The organism is Micromonospora sp. NPDC048830 (genome assembly GCF_043198215.1).
In the GTDB taxonomy this organism is placed as follows: domain Bacteria; phylum Actinomycetota; class Actinomycetes; order Mycobacteriales; family Micromonosporaceae; genus Micromonospora.
Genome location: NZ_JBICUP010000032.1, coordinates 14,381 through 37,932 on the forward strand (window position 1 = coordinate 14,381; position 23,552 = coordinate 37,932).

Consider the following 23,552-nt stretch of genomic DNA (forward strand, 5'->3'; position numbering starts at 1 on the left):
TCGGAGAAATGGAGACGTCAGATGAGAATGCTCTCCCTGGTCGCCGCCACTACGGTTGCGACCCTGACCCTGCTCGGAACTGCCGCGTGCGGCAGCTCCGACGACAACTCGCCCGGCGGCAGCGACGGCGACGTGATCAAGGTGGGCGTCGCGCTCGCGGGTCCGCGGAACGACGGCGCCTTCTACCAGACGTACCTCAAGGGGGTGCAGGCGCTGGAGGAGGAACTCAACCTCAAGATCTCCGTCGTCGACAACCTCACCGACCCGTCCGACATCTCCGACGCGCTCAACAACCTCGCTGCCGACAACGACATCATCATCGGCGGCGGCAGCGCCCTCGTCGCCGGTGCCAACAGCGTCGCGCCGAACCATCCGGACACCACCTTCGTGATGAGCGGTGTCGTCAAGGAGGGCATCGACAACCTCCACGCCTACATGATGCTGCAGGGCGTTCCCGCGTACGTCGCGGGCACCATCGCGGCCCAGGAGTCGAAGACCGGTCACGTCGGATTCATCGGCGGCGCGGCCATTCCCCCGACCAGCCAGTCGGACATCGACTTCGAGGCGGGCGCGAAGGCCACCAACGGCAACATCAAGTACGCCCACGTCACCGTCGGTGACTTCAGTGACGCAGCGAAGGCCAAACAGGCGGCCGCCGCCCAGATCGCAGATGGTGTCGACATCATCTACGCCTTCGTCGACGCCGGCCTCCCGGGTGTGCTGCAGGCCATCAAGGACTCCGGCAAGGACGTCAAGGTGTTCAACCCGACCACCGACCGATGCGAAGAGAGCGACCAGATCATCGGGTACGACTACCAGAACAACCAGAAGCTGGTGGAGACGATCCTGAACGACTACGTGAACGAGCAGCTGCCGGCGGGCACCAAGAAGTACGCCCTCGAAGATCCGGCGATCCAGAAGCTCACCATGTGCCCGAACAGCACTCACCTCCAGCCCCTTGCGGACCAGGTCACCGAGAAGATCAACTCGGGCAAGATCACAATGCCGGAGGGTGGCTGACCCATGATTGATCCCGCGTCCGTCGACAACCGACGAGCCACGCCGTGCGTTGAGCTCGTCGGCATCCACAAGACCTACCCGGGCGTTGTCGCAAACAACGACGTCAGCCTCCAGATCTTCGAGGGCGAGGTTCTCGCCCTGCTCGGTGAGAACGGTGCCGGAAAGTCCACCCTGATGAAGATCGTGGGTGGTGTCGTTTCGGCGGACGCGGGATCTATCCACGTCCGGGGGCGGGAGGTGAGGATCCGCCGCCCCCGGGACGCCCAGAGCCTCGGCATCGGCATGGTCCACCAGCACTTCATGCTGGTCCCGGACATGACCGTCGCCGAGAACGTCGCTCTCAGCATTCCCGGAAAGCTGGCTGCGAGTTCGCAACTCGATCAGGTAAGGGACCGTATCCGGGAACTTGCAGAATCCTACCAGTTCGGAGTGGACCCCGATGCACTGGTCGAGGACCTGTCTGTGGGCGAGCGTCAGCGGGTCGAGATCCTCAAGCTGCTGTATACCGACACCGGCATCCTCATTTTCGACGAGCCGACCGCAGTTCTCACCAAGGGCGAGTGGCAACACCTTTCCAAAGTGCTCCGCTCGATGGCGGACGTTGGCCGCACGGTCGTCCTGATCACCCACAAGCTCGACGAGGTCTTCGACGTCGCCGATCGCTGCACCGTCCTCCGGGACGGCCGGCTCATCGGTACTGTCGCGACGCGAGAGACCACGCCCGCGGAAGTAATCAACATGATGGTTGGGCGTGAGGTCCGTCTTCGCCAGGACCGCGCACCTGCGGCTCTCGGAGCCCCGGCACTCACCTTCACCGACGTGTGCGTCAACGACCGCGACGGCCGACCGCGGCTGGAGGACGTGTCACTCGAGGTGCGAGACGGTGAGATCCTCGGAATCGCCGGGATCGAAGGCAATGGTCAGTCGTACCTGGTGGACCTCGCCTGCGGTGTCCGAGCCGCCGACTCGGGGAGCGTCGTGTTCGCCGGCCATGAGGTCGGCCACCCGACACCAGCCGACCTGGCAGCCCGTGGCGTCGCCGTCATTCCCGAGGATCGACACCGCAATGCGGTCGCGCTCACCCTTTCCGTATCGGAAAACCTTCTGGTGAAGGAGCTCAACAACCCCAGCCTGTTCCGCCGTGGGCTTCGACGCCGTCGAGCCATCCATGAGCGCGACGAGAAGCTGGTCGCTGAGTACGACATCCGGGTACCGAACGCCGATGTTCGAATGCGGCAGCTGTCCGGCGGGAATCAGCAGAAGGCCGTCATCGCTCGCGAACTCAGCCGCCAGCCGCGCCTGGTCATCGCCGCCCAACCGACTCGTGGCCTCGACGTCGGAGCGATGGAGTACGTCTACCGCGCGCTCAACGCGCACAGGGCGAGAGGCGGGGCAACGCTTCTCGTCTCATCCGAAATGGAGGAGCTCCTAATGCTCTCCGACCGTATCGCTGTGCTGGTGCGAGGTCGCATCGTCGCTGTTCTCGACGCGGCAGAGGCGACGGTCGAGCGCCTTGGACACCTGATGATCTCTCACCCCAACGAGGTGCCGGCGTGAGCCCCCGAGTCCGGGAGGCACTGACCTCCATCGCGATCTCGGCCGCCGCCGTCGTCGCCGCCCTCATCGTCTCGATGACCATCGTCGCCGCGGCGGGCAAGGCGCCCGGTGACGCCATCAACGCGATGATCGACGCAAGCTTCGGTAGCGAACGACAGTTCGGCGCGATGCTCGCCAAGGCTGTGCCGCTCACGCTTGCCTCGCTCGGCTGGGTGCTCGCGTTCTCGGTGCGACGAATCAACGTGGGCTTGGAGGGACAGATCCTGGCCGGTGGAGCGGTCGCCACGATCATCGGTCTCAAGCTCACCGGCCTCCCCGCCGTTGTGCACCTCTCCCTGCTGGTCATCGGCGGCATCGTCGGCGGCGCAGCCTGGGCTGGGATCGCGGCTTGGCTCTGGGCCAAGCGACACGTCAACGAGATCATCTCGACCCTGCTGCTGAACTTCGTGATGATCCAGATCATCAGCTGGCTCGTCACTGGTCCGCTGGAGGAGCCAACTCACACCCTCGGACAGACCTCACCGGTCGAACAGTCGGCACGGTGGCCTCTGATCGAGGCGATGAGGCTCCACTGGGACATCGTCCTGATTCCACTGGCAACGATCGTCGTCGCGTGGGTGCTCTCCAGCACCCGCATCGGATACCGTCTCCGGTTTACCGGCGCGAACAAGGACTTCGCGGCGTACTCCGGAATCTCGACCACCAAGGTTGCAGCCCTGGCGCTGGTTGCCTCAGGGGGGCTTGCAGGTCTCGCCGGCTCCTCGTTGATCTCCTCGAGCCCGGCCGGGAACATGGCGGACAACTTCTCGGCGAACTACGGCTTCGAGGGCATTGTCGTCGCGCTTCTGGCAAGGAACAGCCCACTCGGCTGTGTTCCGGCGGCTCTGCTGTTCGCCTTTCTCAAGCAGGGCGGCGGACTGATGGAAGCCCGCGTCGGGGTCCCGTCCGGTCTCGTGCTGGTGACCCAGGGTCTCGTCATCGTGCTGGTCGCAGGCTCGACCTTCTTGCTTCAGAAGTCCCATTGGCGTCGAGTCGACGCGACCAAGCAACCCGCGGCCAGGCTCACCGCGGCGGAGGTAGCCTGAAGATGAGTCCCTTTGACGCAGCACTCCTCGGCGCCGCCGTCGCGCTCGCAGTGCCAATCCTTCTCCCCGCACTCGGAGAGCTGATCTCCCAACGCGCCGGAGTGATGAACGTCGGACTCGAAGGGATGATGCTCTTCGGCGCGTTCTTCGGTTTCCTCTTCGTCGAGCGAACCGGATCTCCGTGGCTTGGCCTGCTCGCCGGTACAGCAGGTGGCATGTCCCTTGCACTTGTGATGGCGATTCTCTCTGTGACGTTCCGTGCCGACCAGATTGTTGTCGGCGTCGGCATCAACCTCATCGGCGCCGGCGTCACCATCTTCCTCAACCGCGAACTGTTCCTCGACCGGGGGCAGGTGTCGATCGACCGCATGGGTCTGGTCTCCATACCCGTGCTCTCCGACATTCCAGGCGTTGGCAAGCCCCTGTTCGACCAGACGATCGTCACGTACCTGACGTATCTGCTGATCCCGGCCATCGCATGGGCTCTGTACCGCAGTCGTTGGGGACTTGCCGTCCGTGGATCCGGTGAATTGCCGGAGGCGGTCGAGACTGCTGGCATCAATGTCAACGTGGTCCGCTACTCGGCCGTCTTGACCGCAGGTCTTCTCGCTGGCCTTGCCGGCGCCTTCCTGACCGTGGTACAGGTCGGCATTTTTGTCGAGGGAATGACCGGTGGACGCGGATTCCTCGCGCTCGCCGCCGTCGTTTTCGGGAAATGGACGCTGCGTGGAACCATCGGCGCCGCGATGCTCTTCGGCGCGGCGGACGCCCTTCAGCTACGCCTCCAGAACGCATCGGAGGTACCCGGAAGCGTCTGGTACGTCCTGGCCACGATCATCCTTGCGATCGCGCTGGTCCTGGCGAGCCGCCGCGGGTTCATCGTCAAGAAGGCGGTGCCACCGATCGTGATCGCGCTCATCATCGCGGCCATCGGAGTCTCTGGCGCAAGCCTCACGGTCCCTGCGCAGCTCTGGCTGGCGCTTCCTTACCTGCTCAGTCTCGCTGCGCTAGCGGGCCTCGTCGGTCACGCACGCGTCCCGACCGCCCTCGCGGATCCGTTCGACCGGAAGGCCATCTGACGTGCTGAACCCGACCCGGGTGAAGGGGCTTCACCATGTCGCCTTTGCCGAAGGCCAAGGTGCCGAACTCGCCGAGACATTCCAGCGCACCCTTGGTTTGCCGGTGACCAGTGTCGAGCGTGTACCTGGCTTCAACGAGCGAATGCTGGATCTCGGTAATTGCTCTCTTCAGGGACTCGAAGTGACTGGGGAAGGCGTGGTCAAGCGTTCCGTCGACCGCCGCGGGCCCGGACTGCACCACATCGCCTTCGAGGTCGACGACATCGCCGCCACCATGAGCGAACTGCGCGATCACGGCATCGACTTCATAGATCCGGAGCCCCGGACAGGCGGCGGCGGACATCTCATCGCCTTCGCGTACCCGAAGTCTTTCGGCGGCGTTCTCGTGGAGTTCGTCGAAGTGAGGAGCGAGTTCTGACAGGAGAGCTGTCTCGCCCTTTTTCGGTCTCCTGACGTTGCCGGGCATCCCCACCCCGGACGACGTGGCCGGAGTCGTGCTCTTCCTCGCCTCCGACGACGCGGCCTGGATCACCGGCCACACCATTCCGGTCGACGGCGGCTACGTGGCCCGCTGACGGCGCCCGCCCGCGAGAGCCGCGTCCGCCGACAGACGAATGCCGCTGACCGGCCGCATACCGACGAGGGTGGCCGCGTGCCGCTGACCGACCGGGTGCCAGCGACGGTGGCCGTGGCCGCTGACCGGCCGCGCGCCGGAGCCTGCAACGGCTGGGCGACGGGCCTCAGTGGCCGGCGAAGGTCGGCTTCTGCTTGTTGACGAAGGCCATCGTCGCGTCGCGGTGATCCGCCGTGGCGCCGCAGATGGACTGGGCCTGCGCCTCGGCGGCCAGCGCGTCGGCGAGGGTGCCCGCGTCGGCGATGGAGAGCTGCCGCTTGATCGCCCCGTACGCGACGGTGGGGCCCGCGGCGAGCCGGGCGGCCAACTCCTGCGCGGTCGGCAGCACCTGCTCGTCGTCGTCGACCAGCCTGGTCAGCAGGCCGAGCCGGTTGGCCTCCTCGGCGCGCACCGGCTCGGCGAGCATCAGCAGTTCGACGGCCTTGGCGTGACCGACCAGCCGGGGCAGCGTCCAGGAGGCGCCGGTGTCGGCGGCGAGTCCCACCCCGGCGAAGGCCATCAGGAAGCGCGTGCCCGGCCCGCCGATGCGGAAGTCGGCCAGGAAGGCCAGCGACGCGCCGGCCCCGGCGGCCATGCCCCGGACCGCGGCGACCACCGGCTTGGGCAGGTTGGCCAGCCGGGCGGCGATCGGGTTGTAGTGGGCCCGCACCGTCCCCAGCGGGTCCGGCGTCCCCGATTCGAGGGTCTGCACGTGCTCACGCAGGTCCTGGCCGGCGCTGAACGAGCCGCCCGCGCCGGCGAGCACCACGGCCCGGCAGGCCCGGTCGGCCTCCAGTTCGGCCAGGGTGTCCCGCAGCGCCGCCTTCAGCGCCACGTCGAGCGAGTTCATCGCCGTCGGGCGGTTCAGCGTCAGGGTGACGACGGCGTCGGTGCGGTCGACCAGCAGCGGCTCGGTCACTCTCTAACGACCCTTCTGTCGGGCGATGCGGTTCGTGGCGTCGAGGCACCGCTCGACGTACCGGTCGGCGGCCGGACGTAGCCGGGCCGCGTGCCGGTCGAAGAAGCTGGCCGCGGCGGTGCCGGGCCAGCGGTCGGGCAGCAGCGCCGGCGGCAGCTGCGGATCCCGGAACAGGAAGGTACGCCACGCGTGCACGAGCCGGAACCGGGCGGCGTACGCCTCCTCGTCGCTGCTCCGGGCGGTCACCCCGGCCAGCAGCGGGCGCTGCTCGTCGACGAACCGTTCGTAGGCGTGTCCGATCTGGGCGAGGTCCCAGGCCCGGCGGACCACCCCCATCGCGCCGGGGGTGCCCGCGGCGTGCGCCGCGGTGAACCGCTCGTACCGCACGCCCGCCTCCTCCAGCAGGACGTCGATGTCCTCGGCGGGGCGGGTGCCCACCCAGGTCTGCTCGTCGAGGGCGCCGTAGCCGAGGAAGCTCAGCATGGCGGCGAGCCGCTGCCGGTCCCGCCGCGGGGTGGGGGCCTCCAGGACGAGCAGATCGAACCGACCGTCCCAGCTGATCCGGCCGGTGCGGTAGACGCGGGCGGCCGCCTCGTCGAGCCGCCGGGCCGCCTTCGCCGTGATCGAATATCCCGGTCCGGAGGGCAGGCGGAGGGGGTCCAGCCAACCCTGGCGGACCATCCGGCTGACCGCCGTCCGCACCGCCGGGGGTGCGATCCCGAGCGGCGCGAGCAGCTTGACCAGGGCCGCGACCGGCGCGCGGCCACCCCGCGCCCGGAGGTGGTCGCCGTACAGGTCGAAGAGTGCCGACCGTGCCTGCATGACCGCACATTGTGACAGGCCTTCTCAAGATATGCTAGGTGCTGTTACATCAATGCTGCTTCGGTTTGGGTCCGGCGGTGTTCATCAGGGAAAATCGTTGGTCGGCGCCCCCGCACGTTGCGGCGGGTGTTGCGAAGAGGCTGTGGGGCAACCCACCGACCCTGGTGTAGGTCTGAGGGGAGACAACATGGCGGCGATGAAGCCGCGGACGGGCGACGGTCCGCTGGAAGTCACCAAGGAGGGCCGGGGCATCGTCATGCGGGTCCCGCTGGAGGGTGGTGGCCGGCTCGTCGTCGAGATGACTCCCGACGAGGCCAACGCGCTCGGTGACGCGCTGAAGGCAGCCGCCGGCTGACCGAGAAGCGGTCCGGGCGGCGTTCGTCGAGCGGACGGTCCATACATCCCTGAGCCACCGGCCCGGCCGGTGGCTCAGGGCCTTCACCGCCGCGGGCGGCCGGCCTGGTGGGCGAGCCCCCGCTTTTTTCGACTTTTCTGGAGGTACGGTCCAGCGTGTTGGCCATCCGTCTGGTGACCGCGCCCGAGCGGCCCGATGCTCTGGTCCTGCCCATCCGGCCCGCCGGGGACGCCGAGGGCGACGGTCCCCGGGCCACGCTGGAGTCGAGCCTGCCGGCCGTCGCCGACGAGCTGCTGGCCGAGGCGGCCGCCCTGGTTCCCGCCGCCCGGGCCACGGGGCGGGCCGGCGAGGTGCACGTACACCTGCGACCGGGGCGCACCCCTGGCCGGCTGCTGCTGGCCGGGGTGGGCGAGGCGGACGAGCGCGGCTGGCGGGCGGCGGGCGCGGCGCTGGCCCGGTCGGCCGCGGATGAGACGCACGTCACTGTCGCGGTGCCGGGCGGCGCCCCGGCCGCCTCGGTGCGCGGCCTCGTCGAGGGGCTGCTGCTGGCGTCGTACCGGTTCCGGCTGGGGGCGGCCGACGAGGCGCCGACGCTGACCGGCGTCGACCTCGTGGTGACCGACCCCGCCGCGTACGACGAGGCGGTCGAGGCCGCCGTGGTCACGGCCCGGATGACGCGTCTGGCCCGGGACCTGACCAACACCCCGTCGTCCGTGAAGAACCCGCAGTGGTTCGCCGAGCAGGTCGAGGCGGCCGCGGCCGGCGAGCCCGACCTGCACCTGCGGGTCCGGCAGCCGGACGAGTTGGCGGCCGAGGGCTTCGGCGGCATCCTCGCCGTCGGCGGCGGCTCGGCCAGCGGGCCGCGGCTGGTCGAGCTGGACTGGCGGCCGGTGGGGGCGCGCACGCACGTGGTCCTGGTCGGCAAGGGGATCACGTTCGACACCGGCGGCATCTCCATCAAGCCCAGCGACGCGATGAAGCTGATGCGCAAGGACATGGCCGGCGCCGCCGCCGTGGTCGCCGCGACGCTGGGCGCCGCCGCGCTGCGGCTGCCGGTCCGGGTCACCACCCTGACGCCGCTCGCGGAGAACATGGTCAGCGGGTCGGCGTTCCGCCCCGGCGACGTCGTCCGGCACTACGGCGGCGTCACGAGCGAGACCACCAACTCCGACGCCGAGGGGCGGCTGGTGCTCGCCGACGCGCTCGCGTACGCCGTCGCCGACCTCAAGCCGGACCTGCTGATCGACCTGGCCACCCTCACCGGCGCGAACGCGATCGCGTTGGGCACGCGGACGGGCGCCCTGTACAGCGAGAACGACCAGTTGGCCGCCGATCTGCTGGCCGCCATCGACGCGGCCGGCGAGACGGCGTGGCGGATGCCGCTGCCGGCCGACTACGTCCAGTACCTGCGCAGCGACATCGCCGACCTGTACAGCGCCCCCACTCAGGGAGCGGGGTCGGTGGTGGCCGCGCTGTACCTGCGCGAGTTCACCGGCGACCTGCGGCAGCGCTGGCTGCACGTCGACATGTCCGCGCCGTCCTGGGCCGAGCGTGACGACGCGGAGCTGAGCCGGGGCGCCACGGGCTGGGGGGTCCGCGGCCTGCTCCGCTGGCTCGCCACGCTCACCTGACCAGGAGCATTCCGGGGCGGGTCAGCACTTGACGGCGGCCAGGAGGCCGTGCCCGAGGGGGAGTAGCGCGGGGATCCAGTGCTCGGACTCCCGGATCGCCTTGATGGCCTCCCGGACGGTGACCGTCTCCACGTCCCGCGCCGCCGGGTCGCCGATCCGGCCCCCGGCCAGGGCGCCGTTGAGGACGAGCACCCCGCCCGGGCGCAGCAGCCGCAGCGCCGCGTCCTCGCAGGCGTTGAAGTTGGTCGACTCCGCGTCGACGAAGACCAGGTCGTACGCGCCGTCGGCCAGCCGGGGCAGGACGTCCAGCGCCCGGCCGGTGATGATCCGGGTACGCCCGGCGGGGAAACCGGCCTCCGTGAAGATCCGGCGGGCGATCCGCTGGTGCTCCACCTCGACGTCGATGGTGGTGAGGACGCCGTCCGGGCGCATCCCGCGCAGCAGCCAGACACCGCTGACGCCGGTGCCGGTGCCGATCTCCACCACCGCCCGCGCGCTACCGGCGGCGGCGAGCAGCCGCAGCGCGGCGCCCGCGCCGGGGGTCACCGCGTCGAGGCCGACCTCGTGGGCGAGGCTGCGGGCGGTCCGCAGCACGAGGTCCTCGGTGACGTACGACTCGGCGAACTGCAACGCCTGCGTCGGCGAACTACCGGAACTGGCGGCCGTGGCGATGGGACACCTCCGTCAGGGGCGGGCTGGCGCTATGAGCCTAGAGGCGGGGCCGGACGCACGCCGCCGCGAGTCCGGTGCCCGACGATCATCGGCGGAACGAGCCCGGCCGGGGTGGTTTGCGGCCCAACGATCATGCGGACAAGCGCTGACTGCGCTCGGGGCATTCGTGCAATCCTGGAGGCGGCATCCCCGTCGTCGGGACCGGCCACCCGGGCCGGGCGCGTGGCGAGGGATGCGGGGACGACTGGGAGGCACGACGTGACCGACGGCTGGGACTGGCGCCAGCCAGGGGGAAGCCCGACGCCGCCGGCGTCGGGCGCGGCGCCGGCCGAACGGCCGACGGCGTTCCCGGGCGCCCCGAGCGGACCGACCTCGCCCTGGTGGTCCGACGCGCTCACCGATCCGTGGCGGGACCCGCGCTCCCCGGCGGCGGTGATCGTCCCGGGCCCGGTCGGTGCCCCCGGTACGGAGCCCGAGCCGGTCACCGACCCGGACGCGCCGGGCCGGCCGCGGCTGCGGCAACTGCTGCTGATCCCGCTGGTCACCGCGCTGCTCGCCGGCGCCCTCGGCGGTGCCCTGGGGTACGCGTTCGCGGTGCGCGGCGGCGTGACCGGGCAGCCGGTGCTCGGCGCCGACCCGGCGGACCCGCCCGCGCTCGCCCAGCGCCGGCCGGAGTCGCTGGCCGGGGTCGCCGAGAAGGTGCTGCCCAGCGTGGTCACCGTCCGGGTGGCGAGCCTGGGCGGCACGAGCGAGGGTTCCGGCTTCATCGTCAGCGCCGAGGGGCACGTGGTCACCAACGACCACGTCGTCGCCGGCGGCACCGGCAAGGCGACGGTGGTGTTCACCGACGGCAGCACCGCCTCGGCCAGCGTCGTGGGGCAGGACCCGGAGTCCGACCTCGCGGTGATCAAGGTGACCCGGACGGGCCTGCGGCCGGTGGAGTTCGGCGACTCCGAGGCCCTGGCCGTGGGCGACCCGGTGCTGGCGATCGGCTCGCCGCTGTCGCTGGCGAACACGGTGACGGCGGGCATCGTGAGCGCTCTCGACCGGACGATGCAGGCCGGCGAGCCGGGCGGCCCCACGCGCTACTACGCGGCCATCCAGACCGACGCCGCGGTGAACCACGGCAACTCCGGCGGCCCGCTCGTCGACTCGGCCGGCCGCGTGATCGGCGTGAACTCGACGATCAAGTCGCTGGTGGCCGACGGGCAGGAGGCCGGCAACATCGGGCTCGCCTTCGCCATCCCGATCAACCAGGCCAAGCGGGTCACCCAGGACATCATCGGCACCGGCAAGGCCCGCCGTACGGTGATCGGCGCGCAGGTGGGCGGCACCGGCTCGGCCACGGGCGCCGGCGGCGTACGCCTGGCGGCGGTGGAACCGTCGGGGCCCGCGGCCGGGGCCGGGCTCAAGGCCGGGGACGTGATCCTGCGGCTCAACGGCCGCCCGATGACCGATCCCACCGACCTGATCGCCCTGGTCCGCAAGTTCGCGCCGGGCTCGGTGGTGACCGTGGAGTATCGGCGGGGTTCCGCCCGGCTGAACGCCTCCGTGACCCTCGCCGCAGACGCCAAGTAGGGAGCCGGCCACCCCTCCCCGACCGGCTCCGACGTGCGTAGTCTTGGCGTGACGGCGACGAGGAGGCCAGCGGCGTGTTCGAGAACCTGAACTGGTGGGAGATCGGCGCGCTGCTGCTCCTGGCGCTGCTGATCTTCGGCGACCGGCTGCCCAAGGTGATCGGTGACGGGCTGCGGCTGGTGAGCAACCTGCGCAACATGGCGCGCAACGCCACCAGCGACCTGAGCCGGGAGCTGGGCACCGACATCCAGCTGGAGGACCTGCACCCGAAGGCGTTCATCCGCAAGCACCTGCTCAGCGAGGAGGACGAGCAGGCGATCCGGAAACCGCTCCAGGGGGTCTACGACACCCTGAAGGCCGATGTCGGCGGCGTGCACAACGACCTGAAGGACGTGGCCAGGGCGGCGGACATCCGCAGGCCGACCGGCGGCCCGACGACCACGGCCACCTCGGGCGGCGGCGCGCCCGCTCCCGCCCCCCGGACCGCCGGCTACGACGACATCACCTGAGCCCAACCCCAGCCGGGACCCAGCAGGGGGTCCGCTCCGGACGGAGCGGACCCCCTCCTCGTACGCGAATGGGGTAGGGGTCGCCCCCAGAACCGCGACGGACCGACGGACAGCGCCCGGCACGAACCGGGTGGGGCCCGCCGTGACCGGCGGAGGGATCAAGCCTGACCGCCCGGAGCCGGTCACGGCGGGCCCCACCCCACCGTAACGACCCGCCGTCAGCGACCCACCCGTCAGCGGCCGGCCGGCTTGAGACCCAGCGGCTTGCCGAGCAGCGACTCGCGGCGCACCGCCAGCCGGTCGGCGACCTGGTCCAGGGCCTTCGCCGCCGGCGACTCCGGCTCGGCGAGCACGACCGGGTTGCCGGCGTCGCCGGCCTCCCGGACCCGGGTGTCCAGCGGGACCTGGCCGAGCAGCGGCACCTCGGCGCCGATGGTCCGGGTCAGCGACTCGGCGACGGCCCGGCCGCCGCCGGCGCCGAAGATCTCCATCCGGGAGCCGTCCGGCAGCTCCAGCCAGGACATGTTCTCGATGACACCGACGACGCGCTGGTGAGTCTGGAGCGCGATCGCACCGGCCCGCTCGGCCACCTCCGCGGCGGCAGCCTGGGGCGTGGTGACCACCAGGATCTCGGCGTTCGGCAGCAGTTGGGCCAGCGAGATGGCCACGTCGCCGGTGCCCGGGGGCAGGTCGAGCAGCAGCACGTCCAGGTCGCCCCAGTACACGTCGGCGAGGAACTGCTGCAACGCCCGGTGCAGCATCGGGCCGCGCCAGACCACCGCCGCGTTGCCGGCGGTGAACATGCCGATCGAGATGACCTTCACGCCGTGCGACTGCGGCGGCATGATCATGTCCTCGACGCGGGTGGGGCGGCCGTCCGCGCCGAGCATCCGGGGCACGGAGTGGCCGTAGATGTCGGCGTCGACCACGCCGACGGAGAGCCCCCGGGCGGCCAGCGCGGCGGCCAGGTTGACCGTGACGCTGGACTTGCCGACGCCGCCCTTGCCGCTGGCCACGGCGTACACGCGGGTGCGGGAACCGGGCTGGGCGAACGGGATGACGGGCTCCTCCGTGGCGCCGCCGCCGCGCAGCTTCGACTGGAGCGCCTGGCGCTGCTCCGGGCTCATCACCCCGAACTCGATCTCGACCCCGGTCACCCCGGGCACCGCGCCGACGGCGGCGGTGATGTCCGTGCGCAGCTTCTCCTTCAGCGGGCAGCCCGCGACGGTGAGCAGCAGCTCGACCCGGACCACGCCGTCGTCGCCGACCTGGGCGGAGCGGACCATGCCGAGGTCGGTGATGGGCCGGCGGATCTCCGGGTCGTCGACGGTGGCCAGGGCGGCCTGGACGGCGTCCGCGACGGTGCTGACGGGTGCTGACATGCCCGCAATGCTACGTCGGGGCTGGTCCGTGCCGGCCGCTGGCGGGGCCCGGTGTGAGCGAGTCGATCGGCAAGGTGCCGGGCGGCTCAGTGCTCCCGGACCGGCCCCTCCGGGCGACCGTCGCGGGGGAGGTCGCCGTCCAGCTCGTCGCGCGGCTCGTCGAGCGGCTGCCCCCCGCCGCGCGGCGGCGTCCGGTCCGGCTGCCGGCGCTCCAGCCGCTGCCGCCGCTGGTTCGCCTCGTCCAGCTCCTCGGCCAGCCGGGCCAGCTCGGAGCGGAGGAAGTCGCGGGTCGCCACCTCGCCCATCGCGATCCGCAGCGCGGCGATCTCCCGGGCCAGGTACTCGGTGTCGGCCTTCTGCATGGTCGCCCGGCGCCGGTCCTCCTCCAGCGCCACCCGGTCCCGGTCGGCCTGCCGGTTCTGCGCGAGCAGGATCAGCGGGGCCGCGTACGACGCCTGCAACGACAGCACCAGGGTCAGGAACGTGAAGGTGTACGGGTCGAACCGCCAGCTCGCCGGGGCCAGGGTGTTCCAGGCGAACCAGATCGCGATCACCAGCGTCATGTAGACGATGAACATGGCCGTGCCCATGTTCCGGGCGATCCCCTCGGACCAGCGGCCGAACGCCTCATGGTCGATCCGGGGCAGCTTCAGGCCCCGGGGCTCGCGCGGCTGGTCCAGCCGTTCGGCCCGGCGCGGCTCACTCATTCCCACCGTCCAGCAGCTCGTCGCCGGGGGCGGGGGCGGTCGCGGTGTCCCGCTCCCGCCAGTCCGGCGGCAGCGAGTGGTCCAGCACGTCGTCCACCGTCACGGCGCCGACCAGCCGGTTGTTCCGGTCCACCACCGGCATGGCGACCAGGTCGTAGGTGGCCATCCGGCGGGTGATCTCCGGCAGCGGGGTGGTCGGGCGCAGCGGGTCGATGTCGTTGACCACCACCCCGCCGAGCAGGTCCGCCGGGGGTTCGCGGAGCAGCCGCTGGAAGTGCACCATGCCGAGGTACCGGCCGGTCGGGGTGGTCATCGGCGCGCGGGTCACGAAGACCTGCGCGGCCACCGCCGGGGAGAGCTGCTCCTCGCGGATCCGCGCGAGCGCCTCGGCCACCGTGGCGTCCGGGGGCAGGATCACGGGCTCCGAGGTCATCACGCTGCCGGCCGTGCCCGAGCTGTACTTCAGCAGCTGCCGCACCGGGTCGGCCTCGTCCGGCTCCATCAGGTCGAGCAGCACGTCCTGCTCGGGCGGGGGCAGCTCGTTGAGCAGGTCGGCCGCGTCGTCCGGGTCCATCTCCTCCAGTACGTCGGCGGCGCGTTCCCGGTCCAGTGCGGCGAGGATCTCCACCTGGTCGTGTTCGGGCAGCTCGCTGAGCACGTCGGCCAGCCGCTCGTCGTCCAGCGCCGCCGCGACCTCGTTGCGCCGGGCGTCCGGCAGGTCCTGCAGGGCGTTCGCCAGGTCCGCCGGGCGCATGTCCTCTAGTACGGCGAGCAGGTTGGCCGTACCCCGGTCCTCGCTGATGCCGCTCAGGCCGCGCACCCGGTCCCAGGTCACCTGGTGCAGGTGGCCCCGGCGGGTGAGCCGGCCGGTCTGCTCGCGAACCGCGACCCGGGCCAGCGACCACTCGCCGCCCCGGCTGCACTCCATCGCCACGTCGACCACCGTGCCCGGCTGGCCGGCCGGCTCCAGCTGCACCCGCCGGTCCAGCAGCTCCTGCAGCACCAGCAGCTCGTTCGGCCGCTTCTCGAACCGCCGCAGGTTGAGCGTGCCGCTGCCGAGCACGACCGCGCCGGGGTCGATCGAGGTGACCCGGTTGATGGACAGGAAGATCCGCCGACGCATCGGCATCTCCGCGACCAGGCCCACCACCTCCGGCGGACCCGGGGTCGCCCGGAGCCGGGCCACCGCGTCCCGCACCCGTCCCACCTGGTCGCCGTTGGGATCGAAGACGGCGACTCCGGCGAGTCTGGCGATGTAGACCCGGTTCGGCGTGCTCACGGCCACCAGCCTAAGCGCCTACTGTTTATCAACATGTCGACCTTGGCCTACGAGATCGTGGACGTCTTCACCGACCGCCCCTTCGCCGGAAACCCGCTGGCGGTGGTGTTCGGCGCCGAAGGGCTGGCCACCGAACAGATGCAGGCGCTCGCGCTGGAGTTCAACCTGTCCGAGACGGTGTTCGTGCTGCCGCCCACGCAGGTCGGGGCCACCTACCGCGCGCGGATCTTCACCCCGGCCGAGGAACTGCCGTTCGCCGGTCACCCCAGCGTCGGCGCGGCGGTGACCGCGTGCCGGCGCGGGATGTTCGGCGTGGGGCAGGTCAGCCAGGAGTGCGGCGCCGGGGTCCTGCCGATCGAGGTGGCCGCCACCGGTGCCACGCTGACCGGCGGCGTCCCCACCCTCGGCCCGGAGCTGGACCCGGAGCCGCTGCTGGAAATGGCCGGCCTCACCGCCGGGGACCACGCCGGCCCGGCCCCCCGGGTGGCCGGCTGCGGACTCGAGTTCCCGTACCTGCCGGTGCGCCCGGACGCGGTGGCCCGTGCCCGGGTGGACGCGGCGGCGGCGGAGCGGTACGGCATCGAGCACATCAGCGTCTTCTCCTGGGATCCGGCGGCGCAAACCGCGCACGCCCGCGTGTTCGTGCCCGGCCTCGGCGTGCCGGAGGACCCGGCCACCGGGTCGGCCGCCCTCGGGCTCGGCGTGTGGCTGGTCGCCAGCGGCCTGCTCCCCGGCGACGGCCGCGCGGAGTACGCCGTCCGGCAGGGCGTCGAGATGGGCCGCCCCTCCTTCCTGGCCTGCGCCGTCACCGCCGTCGACGGGGTCGCCGTCGGCGCCACGGTCAGCGGCGGCGTCATGCCGGTGGCCCGCGGCGAGATCGCCGTCCCGCCGTTCGTCGGCTGACGGGGTGTGCGGGAGGGACGCTGACGGGGTGTGCGGGAGGGACGCTGACGGGGTGTGCGGGACGGGCGGAATGCGGGAGGATGCCGAGGTGACTGACGAGGTGCGGGATCGGGTCAGCACGCCCCTGGTCGACGAGGCGGTGAAGAAGGCCGCCGTCGCCTGGGTGAGCGTCGCGGGCGGGCCGGCGCGGGCGCTGTGGTGCGTGCCGGCGGAGGGGTCACTCCTGATCGTCAGCGGCCCCGGGGAGCAGGCCGCGCCCGGACTGGCCGAGGCCGCCGGCGCGGACGTCACCCTGCGCGGCGACCACGCCGGCCGGATCGTGACCTGGCCGGCCCGGGTGACCCGGATCCAGCCGGGCACCGAGGAGTGGACGACGCTGGCCCCGACGGTGGCCGTCAAGCGGCTGAACGCCCCCGGCCCCACCGCCGAGCTGGTCGACCGCTGGGCCGCGAGCGGCTGCGCCCTCAGCCGGCTGACCCCGGCCGGCGAGCCGGCGGCGGGCGACCGACTGCCGGACGGCTCGCTCGCCGAGCCGCCCCGGGACGCCCCGGTCGTCCGGGTCACCCGCAAGCCGTTCCGGCTGCACCGCGTCCGCCCGCGCTGAGGCCCTCTGCCCGCGCCGAGACCGGCCGGCCGGCCTGCGCTGGCCGGTCGCGCTGCGGCCCTCTGCCCGCGCCGAGACCGGCCGTCGGGCCTGCGCCGGCCGGCCGCGCCGGGGCCGTGGTCAGCGGCAGCCGGCCGGTACGTCGGCCCGGTCCACCACGTCGAGGACCTCGTCGAGCGAGCGCAGCGCCGGCCCGCCCCAGGCCGGCTCGGCGTCGAAGACCATGTGCCCGCTGAGGTCCGGGGCGGCCAGCCGCACCGCCGTCATGCCGGCCCGCTCGGCGCCGGTCAGCTCCCGGCTGCCGCCGTCCCCGACGTACAGGCAGTCGGCCGGTGTCAGACCGAGCCGCCCGCACGCCGCCAGGTAGAGCGCCGGGTCGGGCTTGCACCGCCCCACCTGCACCGAGAACACCCGGACGTCGAGCAGCGGCGCCACGGCCAGCTCCGGCAGGAACGCCGGCAGCTCATGCGTGCAGTCGCTGATCAAACCCGTGCGTACGCCCCGCCGGCGCAGCCCCGTCAGGACCGGTACCGCCTCGTCGCGCAGCCGGGTGTCCGCCCGTACCGCCGAGTGCCGGGAGGCCACCGCCGCGCGCAGCACGCCCTCCGGTGGGTGTACGCCGGCCTGTTCGCACACCCAGCGCATGGTCGCCTCGGCGGTGCCGTACCGCCCGCTGGCCCGCTCGTAGTAGCTGCGGTCGAGTACGGCGGCGAGCGCGTCGACCGGGCAGCCGAGCAGCTCGGCGGTGAGCCGGTGCGCGCTGCCCCGCTGCACGGGACACGTGAGCGTGCCGAAGAAGTCGAACAGCACCGCTTGGAAGACGGGCATGCGGAAGCGCCTCCGGACGGTCGAGGAGGTTGCCGGCGGGATATCCATGATCGTAATGGAATGCTGACGGTGTGTGTTGGCCTGTTCGTGCCAGGATTCCGTCCCGTGGCCGTACCCGTACCTCACCATTCGCCCGACCTGCTGACCGCCGGCATCGTGGTCCTGGCCGTCGCGGCGGTCTCCTCGTCCGCACCGCTGGTCGCCTTCGCCGCCGCGCCGGCCCTGGCGATCGCGTTCTGGCGGAACCTGCTCTCGGCCGCCGCGCTCGGCCCGTTCGCGCTGGCCCGGCGGCGGGCCGAGTTCCGGGCGCTGACGGTGGGCGCGGGCCGGCGCGAGGGCTGGTACTGCGTGCTGTCCGGGGTGGCGCTCGCCGCCCATTTCGCCACCTGGATGCCGAGCACCAAGCTGACCTCGGTGGCCGCCGCCACCGCCCTGGTGGCCACCCAGCCGGTCTGGCAGGGGCTCATCGCCCGGGCCCAGGGACGGCGGCTGCCGGCGGCGGTGTGGGCTGGCATCGGGGTGGCGGTCGCCGGGGCGGTGCTCGCCTCCGGGGCCGACTTCGCCGTCTCCGGGCGGGCGTTCGCCGGCGACCTGCTCGCGGTGGCCGGCGGCGCGTTCGCCGCGGTCTACACCGCGCTCGGCGAGCGGGCCCGGACCACGGTCAGCACGACCACGTACACCACCGTCTGCTACGGGGTCTGCGCGCTGATCCTGCTGGTCGTCTGCCTGGTCGCCGGGGTGCCGCTGGCCGGGTACGACGCGGGCACCTGGCTGGCGATCCTGGGGCTGGTGGGCGGCGCCCAACTGCTCGGCCACTCGATGTTCAACCACCTGCTGCGGCGGATCCCCGCGACGACGGTGAGCGTGCTGGCCCTGCTGGAGGCGCCCGGGGCGGCCCTGGTCGCCTGGGTGTGGCTCGGGCAGCTGCCCCCGGCCGTCGCACTGCCCGGCCTGGCGGTGCTCCTGCTCGGGGTCGTCGTGGTCGTGCTCGGCGCGGCCCGCGCCGCCCGGCCGGCCGCGCCGCTTCCCACCCCGCTGCCGGCCGACGCCACCCCACTGTCGGAGCGCCCCCCGGCCTGAGCCCGCCGCCAGCCGCTTCCGGGCGCCCGCTGCCGCCCACCCGCTCCCGGACCGCCCACCACCTGAACCCGCGTTGCCGCCGGCCGGCCCGACGCCGCGCGCACTTTTCCGGTAAGACTCGGCATTCCGCCGCCGGACCGGGCGCTTTCGGTGAGAGTGCGAAGGGAGAGGGGTGGTGGTGGCGGGTGGGCGAGGGGCGCGGTGAGGGGACCGTCGTCACGCCCTCCGCGGAGTTCCCGCCGCTGACCCCGGCTGAACTCGACGCGCTGCGGCGCATCGGGGCGCAGTGGCGGACGGCCCCGGGGCGTCCGGGCTGGTCCCGGGAGCTGCCGGTCGATCCGACGCTCGGCCGGTACCGGGGTCGTCCCACGCCCAGCCGGTTCGGCCGGCTGACGCCGATCGAGATGTTCCGGGCCAACGCGGCGGGCGGAGAGCCGCCGGGGAAGGCCGCGGCAGGCGGGGAACGACCGGAGGAGAACGAGCCGGAGGAACTGGTCGCCACCGAGGGGGCCACCCTGCCCGGGTCCCGCCTCGGCCGGGGCCTGGCCCGGCTGCGCCGCGCGGTGTTCGGCCCGCCCCTGCGGAGCTCCGCCGTGCTGTACGAGCGCATGCGCAAGCTGGTCGCCCTCCCGGTGCTCTCGTCCGACCTGCTCAGCTCGGTGGCGTACGGGCCGGAGGCGATGCTGTCCGTGCTTCTGCTGGCCGGCGGCGGCGCGCTGGGGCTGTCGCTGCCGCTGGCCGCCCTGCTGGTGGTGCTGATGGTCGTGGTCGGCGTCTCGTACCGGCAGACCATCCCGGCCTACCCGCACGGCGCCGGCTCGTACATCGTGGCCAGCGACAACCTGGGTTCCATGGCAGGGCTGGCCGCCGCGGCCGGGCTGATGATGGACTACGTGCTGACCGTGTCGGTGTCGATCGCCGCGGGCGTCAACGCCGTCACCTCGGCGCTGCCGGGGCTCGCCCGGTTCACCGTCCCGCTCGGCATCCTGGTCATCGCGGTGCTGCTCGCCGGCAACCTGCGCGGCGTACGCACCGCCGGGAACATCTTCGCGATTCCCACGTACGCCTTCGTGCTCGCGCTGGTGGCGGTGCTCGGTGCCGGCTTCGTCCAGGCGGCCGGGCGGGGGTTCGCGCCGCTGCCGCCGCCGCCCGTGCCGGTCGTCGAGGGGCTGGGCCTGCTGCTGGTGCTGCGGGCGTTCTCCTCCGGGGCGGTGTCGATGACCGGCATCGAGGCGGTGTCCAACGCGGTGCCGGCGTTCCGGCCGACGGAGTGGCGCAACGCCCGCGCCACGCTCAGCTTCATGGTGGGCATGCTGGTGGCCCTCTTCGCCGGCATCGTCGTCCTGATCCACCTGAACGGCGTGGTGCCGGCACCGGGGCAGACGGTGCTGTCCCAGTTGGCCCGGCACAGCTTCCCGACCGGTCCCTGGTACGCGCTGGTGCAGGCGGCCACCGCGCTGATCCTGCTGCTGGCGGCGAACACCGCGTACAACGGGTTTCCGCGCCTGCTGTTCTTCATGGCCCGGGCCGGGCACGCGCCCCGCCGGTTCCTGCACCTGGGCGACCGGCTGGCGTTCAGCGACGGCCTGGTGGTGCTGTCGGTGACGGCGGCGGTGGTGTTCGTGGCGTTCGGCGGGCACACCCAGTCGCTGATCCCGCTGTACGCGGTCGGGGTGTTCCTGGCGTTCACCCTGTCCCAGGCGGGGATGGTGGTGCACTGGCGCCGTCACCGGGGGGCGGGCTGGCGACGCCGGCTGGCCGTCAACGCGCTCGGCGCGGCGCTGTCCGGGCTGGTGTTGCTGACCGCCGCGTCCGCCAAGTTCACCGAGGGCGCCTGGGTGGTCGTCGTCGCCGTGCCGCTGCTGGTGCTGCTGTTCCACCGGGTGCAGGTGCACTACCGGCGGCTGAACCACGCGCTGGCCCTGCGACCACCGGGGGCGGCGCCGGCCGCCGGTCCCGCCCCCGCCGACCGGGGACCCGGTCCGCCGGAGGGGGAGGAGTCGCCGCAGCAGGTACGACACCTGGTGATCGTGCCGGTGGCCCGGCTGAACCTGGCCTCGCTGCGCGCCCTGGCGTACGCGGCGTCGCTCGGGCAGCCGACCCTGGCGGTGCACCTCGCCCCCGAGGAGGGGGAGGCGGACCAGTTCCGCGAGCAGTGGGAGGCGTGGGGGGACCACGTGCGGCTGGAGACGGTCGTCTCGCCGTACCGGGCGGTGATCGGGCCGCTGGCGCACTACCTGGAGGCGCTGCACGCCTCCCGGCCCGACCTCGTGTTCACCGTGATCGTGCCGGAGGTGGTGCTGCGCCGCAGCTGGTACCGCCCGCTGCACAGCCAGGCGGAGCAGCGGCTGCGCCGGGCGCTGCGCAGACTGCCCGGGGTGGTGGTGACCAGCGTCCCGGTGCACCTGCCCGGCTGACGGCGAAGGCGACCGGCGAGCGGCGCAGGGGGACCGGGTGTGGAACCCGCGACAGCGGGAAGGCGGCGCCCGTGCGCGACCCGTCGAACGCCGCGGCGGCCGGAGACCCGGCTGTGCGCACCTTCGTGGTCGCCGGCGGCACCAGCGGGCTCGGGCTGGCCGTCGCCCGGCTGCTCGTCGAGGAGCAGCGCGTGGTCGTGCTCAGCGACCAGCAGGAGGAGGTCGACAGGGCGAGCGACGAACTCGGCTGCGCCGGCGCCGTCTGCGACGTCTCGTCCTACGACCAGGTGCGCGCGGTCTTCGCCGAGGTGGCCGACCGGTACGGCGTGATCGACGGCGTCGCGGCCTGCGCCTCGGTGTGGGCGGGCGGCGACCTGGAGCAGCTCACCCCGGGCCACATCCGCCGGGCGGTGGAGGTGAACGCGCTCGGCACGACGTACGTGCTCAAGGAGGCGCTGCACCACCTGCGCCGGCAGGGCTACGGCAACGTGGTGTACGTCGGCGCCATGGCGGTGGTGCAGCCGCGCCCCGGCATCCCCGTCTACCGGGCCACCAAGAGCTACGGCAGCAGCCTGGTCGAGTCCCTGGCGGAGGCCCAGCACAGCAACCGGATCAAGGTGATGCAGCTGCACCCGGGGCCGATGCCGACGCGGCTGCAGGAGCGGGTGGGCGACCACTTCCTCGACGAGATCTACGCGCTGCCCGAGCAGGTCGCCGAGGAGGTCGTACGACTGCTGTTGCTGGACCCCGACGACCTCTACGTCTCCGGGGAGCGCGTGCTGCGCGCTGACGGACGGTGGTGACGCCGGGCGGCGGCGCCGAGCCGACGGCCTCCGCGTGGGCGCCGCTGCGGACCGCCGTCTACCGCAACCTGTGGCTGGCCCTGCTGGCCGCCAACATCGGCACCTGGATGCAGACGGTCGGCGCGCAGTGGCTGCTGGTCAACCAGTCGAACGCCTCGACGCTGGTGGCGCTGGTCCAGACCGCGAGCCTGCTGCCGGTGCTGCTGCTGGCGCTGCCGGCCGGCGCGCTGGCCGACGCCTTCGACCGCCGGCACCTGCTGATCTCGGTGCAGCTGTTCCTGGTGGGGGTGGCGGCGGCGCTCGCCCTGCTCACCGCGGCCGGCCGGATGCCGCCCGCGTTGCTGCTCACGCTCACCTTCGCGTTCGGCGTGGGGCAGGCGCTCACCCTGCCGGCCTGGGCGTCGGTGATCCCGGAGCTGGTGTCCCGGGAGCACCTGCGGGCGGCCTCCGCGCTCGGCTCGATCAGCGTGAATCTGGCCCGGGCCGTCGGGCCGGCCGTGGCCGGCGTGCTGATCGCCCGGCTGGGCGTCGCGCCCGTGTTCGCCCTCAACGGCGTGGCGTTCCTGGTCTTCGCGTACGCGCTGCTGCGCTGGCGGCCCGGCGACGCCCGCGCCGTCGAGGTCCCGGAGCGCTTCACGGCGGCGCTGCGCGCCGGCGGCCGGTACGTCCGGCACTCGCCGATCGTCCGCCGCCTGCTGCGGCGGGCCCTGGTGTTCGTGCTGCCGGCGAGCGCGCTGTGGGCGTTGCTGCCGCTGGTGGCCAGCCGCCGGCTCGGCATGAACTCCAGCGGGTACGGCCTGCTCCTGGCCGCCCTCGGCGTGGGCGCGATCGTGGGCGGCGTGCTGCTGCCGTGGATCCGGACCCGGCTGACGGCCAACCAGTTCCTGCTGCTGGCCGGGGTGCTCTACGGCGCGACGCTGCTCGTGGTGGCGTCCGTCCGGATCGTCCCGGTGGTGCTGGTCGCCCTGCTGCCGGCCGGGTTGGCGTGGGTCGTCGTGCTCGCCAACGTCAACGCCGAGATCCAGTTGTTCCTGCCCGGCTGGGTCCGCGCCCGGGGGCTGGCCGTCTTCCAGGTGGTGCAGGGCGGCGGGCAGGCCGTCGGGGCGTTCGCCTGGGGCGTGGTCGCGGACGTCGCCGGGCTGGTCGCCGCGTTCGCCGGGGCGGGCGCGCTGATGCTGCTGAGCGCGGTGACGTCCCAGATCTGGCCGCTGCCCGAGCTGCGCGGGGTGAAACGGGACCCGGCGACCTACTGGCCGCGCCTGCAACTCGCGCTCCAACCGGATCCCCGGGTCGGGCCGGTGCTGATCGAGGTCACCTACACCGTGCGGCCGGAGCGGAGGGCGGACTTCCTGACCGCGATGGAACTGGTCCGGGGGTCGCGGCAGCGTACGGGGGCGATGCGCTGGGGGCTGTTCCACGAGGCGGAGTGCCGGGACCGGTACGTGGAGGTCTACCTGGTGCCGTCCTGGGACGAGCACCTGCGCCAGCACGGGGGCCGGCTCACCGAGGCCGACCAGGAGGCCGAGCAGCGGGTCCGGGGGATCGCCGACGGCGAGCCCGACGTACGCCACATGTTCCCGGCCGCCGCCGGGCCGGTGACCGAGGAGCGCACGGTCTGAGCGGCCCGCACCTCATGTGCGGGCCGCTCGGGTACGGGTCCGGCACCCGCTCACCCCGAACCCTGGCGGTGGATCCGCCCCTCGTGCGCG

23 protein-coding genes are annotated in these 23,552 nt (G+C 72.6%); 16 read left to right on the forward strand and 7 right to left on the reverse strand.

Annotated elements, in window-relative coordinates; translation table 11 throughout:
• The first annotated feature begins 21 nt into the window (after positions 1 to 21).
• The 6 genes from ACGFIZ_RS24005 to ACGFIZ_RS24030 are packed head-to-tail and all read left to right on the forward strand — an operon-like array spanning position 22 to position 5,316.
• The gene (locus ACGFIZ_RS24005; RefSeq protein WP_393422680.1) at positions 22 to 1,020 is read left to right on the forward strand and encodes a BMP family ABC transporter substrate-binding protein; all 999 of its coding nucleotides are present in this window, start codon (positions 22 to 24) and stop codon (positions 1,018 to 1,020) included.
• A gap of 3 nt (positions 1,021 to 1,023) precedes the next feature.
• A complete protein-coding gene (locus ACGFIZ_RS24010) occupies positions 1,024 to 2,577 on the forward strand; it encodes an ABC transporter ATP-binding protein (protein WP_393422682.1) in 1,554 nt (517 codons plus the stop codon).
• Positions 2,574 to 3,662: an ABC transporter permease gene (locus tag ACGFIZ_RS24015; protein WP_393422684.1), complete on the forward strand. Its 1,089-nt coding sequence runs from the start codon at positions 2,574 to 2,576 to the stop codon at positions 3,660 to 3,662. The genes ACGFIZ_RS24010 and ACGFIZ_RS24015 overlap by 4 nt, the downstream gene beginning before the upstream one ends.
• Before the next feature lie 2 nt (positions 3,663 to 3,664).
• A complete protein-coding gene (locus ACGFIZ_RS24020; RefSeq protein ID WP_393422686.1) occupies positions 3,665 to 4,741 on the forward strand; it encodes an ABC transporter permease in 1,077 nt (358 codons plus the stop codon).
• A gap of 1 nt (position 4,742) precedes the next feature.
• A complete protein-coding gene (locus ACGFIZ_RS24025; protein ID WP_393422688.1) occupies positions 4,743 to 5,159 on the forward strand; it encodes a VOC family protein in 417 nt (138 codons plus the stop codon).
• A 37-nt stretch (positions 5,160 to 5,196) separates the two neighbouring features.
• Positions 5,197 to 5,316, forward strand: coding sequence for an SDR family oxidoreductase (locus ACGFIZ_RS24030; RefSeq protein ID WP_393422690.1), 120 nt, complete (start codon positions 5,197 to 5,199; stop codon positions 5,314 to 5,316).
• A gap of 165 nt (positions 5,317 to 5,481) precedes the next feature.
• On the opposite strand, the gene ACGFIZ_RS24035 is transcribed toward ACGFIZ_RS24030, so the two are convergent.
• Positions 5,482 to 6,273, reverse strand: coding sequence for an enoyl-CoA hydratase/isomerase family protein (locus ACGFIZ_RS24035; protein ID WP_393422692.1), 792 nt, complete (start codon positions 6,271 to 6,273; stop codon positions 5,482 to 5,484).
• 3 nt (positions 6,274 to 6,276) lie between these two features.
• Positions 6,277 to 7,095 carry a PaaX family transcriptional regulator C-terminal domain-containing protein gene (locus tag ACGFIZ_RS24040; RefSeq protein ID WP_393422694.1) on the reverse strand — a complete coding sequence of 273 codons (819 nt, stop codon included), beginning with the start codon at positions 7,093 to 7,095 and terminating at the stop codon, positions 6,277 to 6,279.
• A gap of 187 nt (positions 7,096 to 7,282) precedes the next feature.
• Here ACGFIZ_RS24040 and ACGFIZ_RS24045 point away from each other — a divergent pair, with 187 nt between their 5' ends.
• Together ACGFIZ_RS24045 and ACGFIZ_RS24050 are read left to right on the forward strand one after the other, a co-directional pair.
• Positions 7,283 to 7,450, forward strand: a complete 168-nt coding sequence (locus tag ACGFIZ_RS24045; protein ID WP_007455245.1) for a DUF3117 domain-containing protein — start codon at positions 7,283 to 7,285, stop codon at positions 7,448 to 7,450.
• A 155-nt stretch (positions 7,451 to 7,605) separates the two neighbouring features.
• Complete coding sequence (locus tag ACGFIZ_RS24050) at positions 7,606 to 9,081, forward strand: leucyl aminopeptidase family protein (protein ID WP_393422696.1); 1,476 nt, start codon at positions 7,606 to 7,608, stop codon at positions 9,079 to 9,081.
• Positions 9,082 to 9,102: 21 nt separating this feature from the next.
• Here ACGFIZ_RS24050 and ACGFIZ_RS24055 read toward each other — a convergent pair whose 3' ends face one another.
• Complete coding sequence (locus ACGFIZ_RS24055) at positions 9,103 to 9,711, reverse strand: O-methyltransferase (protein WP_393422698.1); 609 nt, start codon at positions 9,709 to 9,711, stop codon at positions 9,103 to 9,105.
• Between the two features lie 300 nt (positions 9,712 to 10,011).
• Here ACGFIZ_RS24055 and ACGFIZ_RS24060 point away from each other — a divergent pair, with 300 nt between their 5' ends.
• A complete protein-coding gene (locus ACGFIZ_RS24060; RefSeq protein WP_393422700.1) occupies positions 10,012 to 11,331 on the forward strand; it encodes a trypsin-like peptidase domain-containing protein in 1,320 nt (439 codons plus the stop codon).
• A gap of 74 nt (positions 11,332 to 11,405) precedes the next feature.
• Positions 11,406 to 11,840, forward strand: a complete 435-nt coding sequence (locus tag ACGFIZ_RS24065; RefSeq protein ID WP_393422702.1) for a preprotein translocase subunit TatB — start codon at positions 11,406 to 11,408, stop codon at positions 11,838 to 11,840.
• Positions 11,841 to 12,073: 233 nt separating this feature from the next.
• On the opposite strand, the gene ACGFIZ_RS24070 is transcribed toward ACGFIZ_RS24065, so the two are convergent.
• The 3 genes from ACGFIZ_RS24070 to ACGFIZ_RS24080 form a co-directional block, all read right to left on the reverse strand.
• The gene (locus ACGFIZ_RS24070; RefSeq protein ID WP_393422704.1) at positions 12,074 to 13,222 is read right to left on the reverse strand and encodes an Mrp/NBP35 family ATP-binding protein; all 1,149 of its coding nucleotides are present in this window, start codon (positions 13,220 to 13,222) and stop codon (positions 12,074 to 12,076) included.
• Between the two features lie 86 nt (positions 13,223 to 13,308).
• Positions 13,309 to 13,929 (reverse strand): DUF1003 domain-containing protein, encoded by a 621-nt coding sequence (locus tag ACGFIZ_RS24075; RefSeq protein ID WP_393422706.1) that lies wholly within the window; start codon positions 13,927 to 13,929, stop codon positions 13,309 to 13,311.
• Positions 13,922 to 15,208 (reverse strand): magnesium transporter MgtE N-terminal domain-containing protein, encoded by a 1,287-nt coding sequence (locus ACGFIZ_RS24080; protein WP_393422707.1) that lies wholly within the window; start codon positions 15,206 to 15,208, stop codon positions 13,922 to 13,924. The genes ACGFIZ_RS24075 and ACGFIZ_RS24080 overlap by 8 nt, the downstream gene beginning before the upstream one ends.
• Positions 15,209 to 15,241: 33 nt before the next feature.
• Between ACGFIZ_RS24080 and ACGFIZ_RS24085 the strand changes: the two genes are divergently transcribed.
• Positions 15,242 to 16,111: a PhzF family phenazine biosynthesis protein gene (locus tag ACGFIZ_RS24085; protein ID WP_393422708.1), complete on the forward strand. Its 870-nt coding sequence runs from the start codon at positions 15,242 to 15,244 to the stop codon at positions 16,109 to 16,111.
• Between the two features lie 70 nt (positions 16,112 to 16,181).
• Positions 16,182 to 16,715, forward strand: a complete 534-nt coding sequence (locus ACGFIZ_RS24090) for a hypothetical protein (protein WP_393422709.1) — start codon at positions 16,182 to 16,184, stop codon at positions 16,713 to 16,715.
• A 120-nt stretch (positions 16,716 to 16,835) separates the two neighbouring features.
• Here the strand turns inward: ACGFIZ_RS24090 and ACGFIZ_RS24095 are convergent, their stop codons facing one another.
• Positions 16,836 to 17,543, reverse strand: coding sequence for an HAD family hydrolase (locus ACGFIZ_RS24095; protein WP_393422711.1), 708 nt, complete (start codon positions 17,541 to 17,543; stop codon positions 16,836 to 16,838).
• Between the two features lie 60 nt (positions 17,544 to 17,603).
• Here ACGFIZ_RS24095 and ACGFIZ_RS24100 point away from each other — a divergent pair, with 60 nt between their 5' ends.
• The 4 genes from ACGFIZ_RS24100 (at position 17,604) to ACGFIZ_RS24115 (ending at position 23,462) form a co-directional block, all read left to right on the forward strand.
• Positions 17,604 to 18,623 carry a DMT family transporter gene (locus tag ACGFIZ_RS24100; protein ID WP_393422713.1) on the forward strand — a complete coding sequence of 340 codons (1,020 nt, stop codon included), beginning with the start codon at positions 17,604 to 17,606 and terminating at the stop codon, positions 18,621 to 18,623.
• Positions 18,624 to 18,808: 185 nt separating this feature from the next.
• A complete protein-coding gene (locus tag ACGFIZ_RS24105) occupies positions 18,809 to 21,040 on the forward strand; it encodes an APC family permease (protein ID WP_393422715.1) in 2,232 nt (743 codons plus the stop codon).
• A 71-nt stretch (positions 21,041 to 21,111) separates the two neighbouring features.
• A complete protein-coding gene (locus ACGFIZ_RS24110) occupies positions 21,112 to 21,843 on the forward strand; it encodes an SDR family NAD(P)-dependent oxidoreductase (protein ID WP_393422717.1) in 732 nt (243 codons plus the stop codon).
• Positions 21,837 to 23,462, forward strand: coding sequence for an MFS transporter (locus tag ACGFIZ_RS24115; RefSeq protein WP_393422719.1), 1,626 nt, complete (start codon positions 21,837 to 21,839; stop codon positions 23,460 to 23,462). The genes ACGFIZ_RS24110 and ACGFIZ_RS24115 overlap by 7 nt, the downstream gene beginning before the upstream one ends.
• Positions 23,463 to 23,552: the final 90 nt, after the last annotated feature.

Coding starts and splice junctions, on each gene's coding strand:
- ACGFIZ_RS24005 (WP_393422680.1), top strand. CDS start 22: ATGAGAATGCTCTCCCTGGTCGCCGCCACTACGGTTGCGACCCTGACC.
- ACGFIZ_RS24010 (WP_393422682.1), top strand. CDS start 1,024: ATGATTGATCCCGCGTCCGTCGACAACCGACGAGCCACGCCGTGCGTT.
- ACGFIZ_RS24020 (WP_393422686.1), top strand. CDS start 3,665: ATGAGTCCCTTTGACGCAGCACTCCTCGGCGCCGCCGTCGCGCTCGCA.
- ACGFIZ_RS24040 (WP_393422694.1), bottom strand. CDS start 7,095: ATGCAGGCACGGTCGGCACTCTTCGACCTGTACGGCGACCACCTCCGG.
- ACGFIZ_RS24045 (WP_007455245.1), top strand. CDS start 7,283: ATGGCGGCGATGAAGCCGCGGACGGGCGACGGTCCGCTGGAAGTCACC.
- ACGFIZ_RS24070 (WP_393422704.1), bottom strand. CDS start 13,222: ATGTCAGCACCCGTCAGCACCGTCGCGGACGCCGTCCAGGCCGCCCTG.
- ACGFIZ_RS24075 (WP_393422706.1), bottom strand. CDS start 13,929: ATGAGTGAGCCGCGCCGGGCCGAACGGCTGGACCAGCCGCGCGAGCCC.
- ACGFIZ_RS24085 (WP_393422708.1), top strand. CDS start 15,242: ATGTCGACCTTGGCCTACGAGATCGTGGACGTCTTCACCGACCGCCCC.
- ACGFIZ_RS24090 (WP_393422709.1), top strand. CDS start 16,182: ATGCGGGAGGATGCCGAGGTGACTGACGAGGTGCGGGATCGGGTCAGC.
- ACGFIZ_RS24095 (WP_393422711.1), bottom strand. CDS start 17,543: ATGCCCGTCTTCCAAGCGGTGCTGTTCGACTTCTTCGGCACGCTCACG.
- ACGFIZ_RS24100 (WP_393422713.1), top strand. CDS start 17,604: ATGCTGACGGTGTGTGTTGGCCTGTTCGTGCCAGGATTCCGTCCCGTG.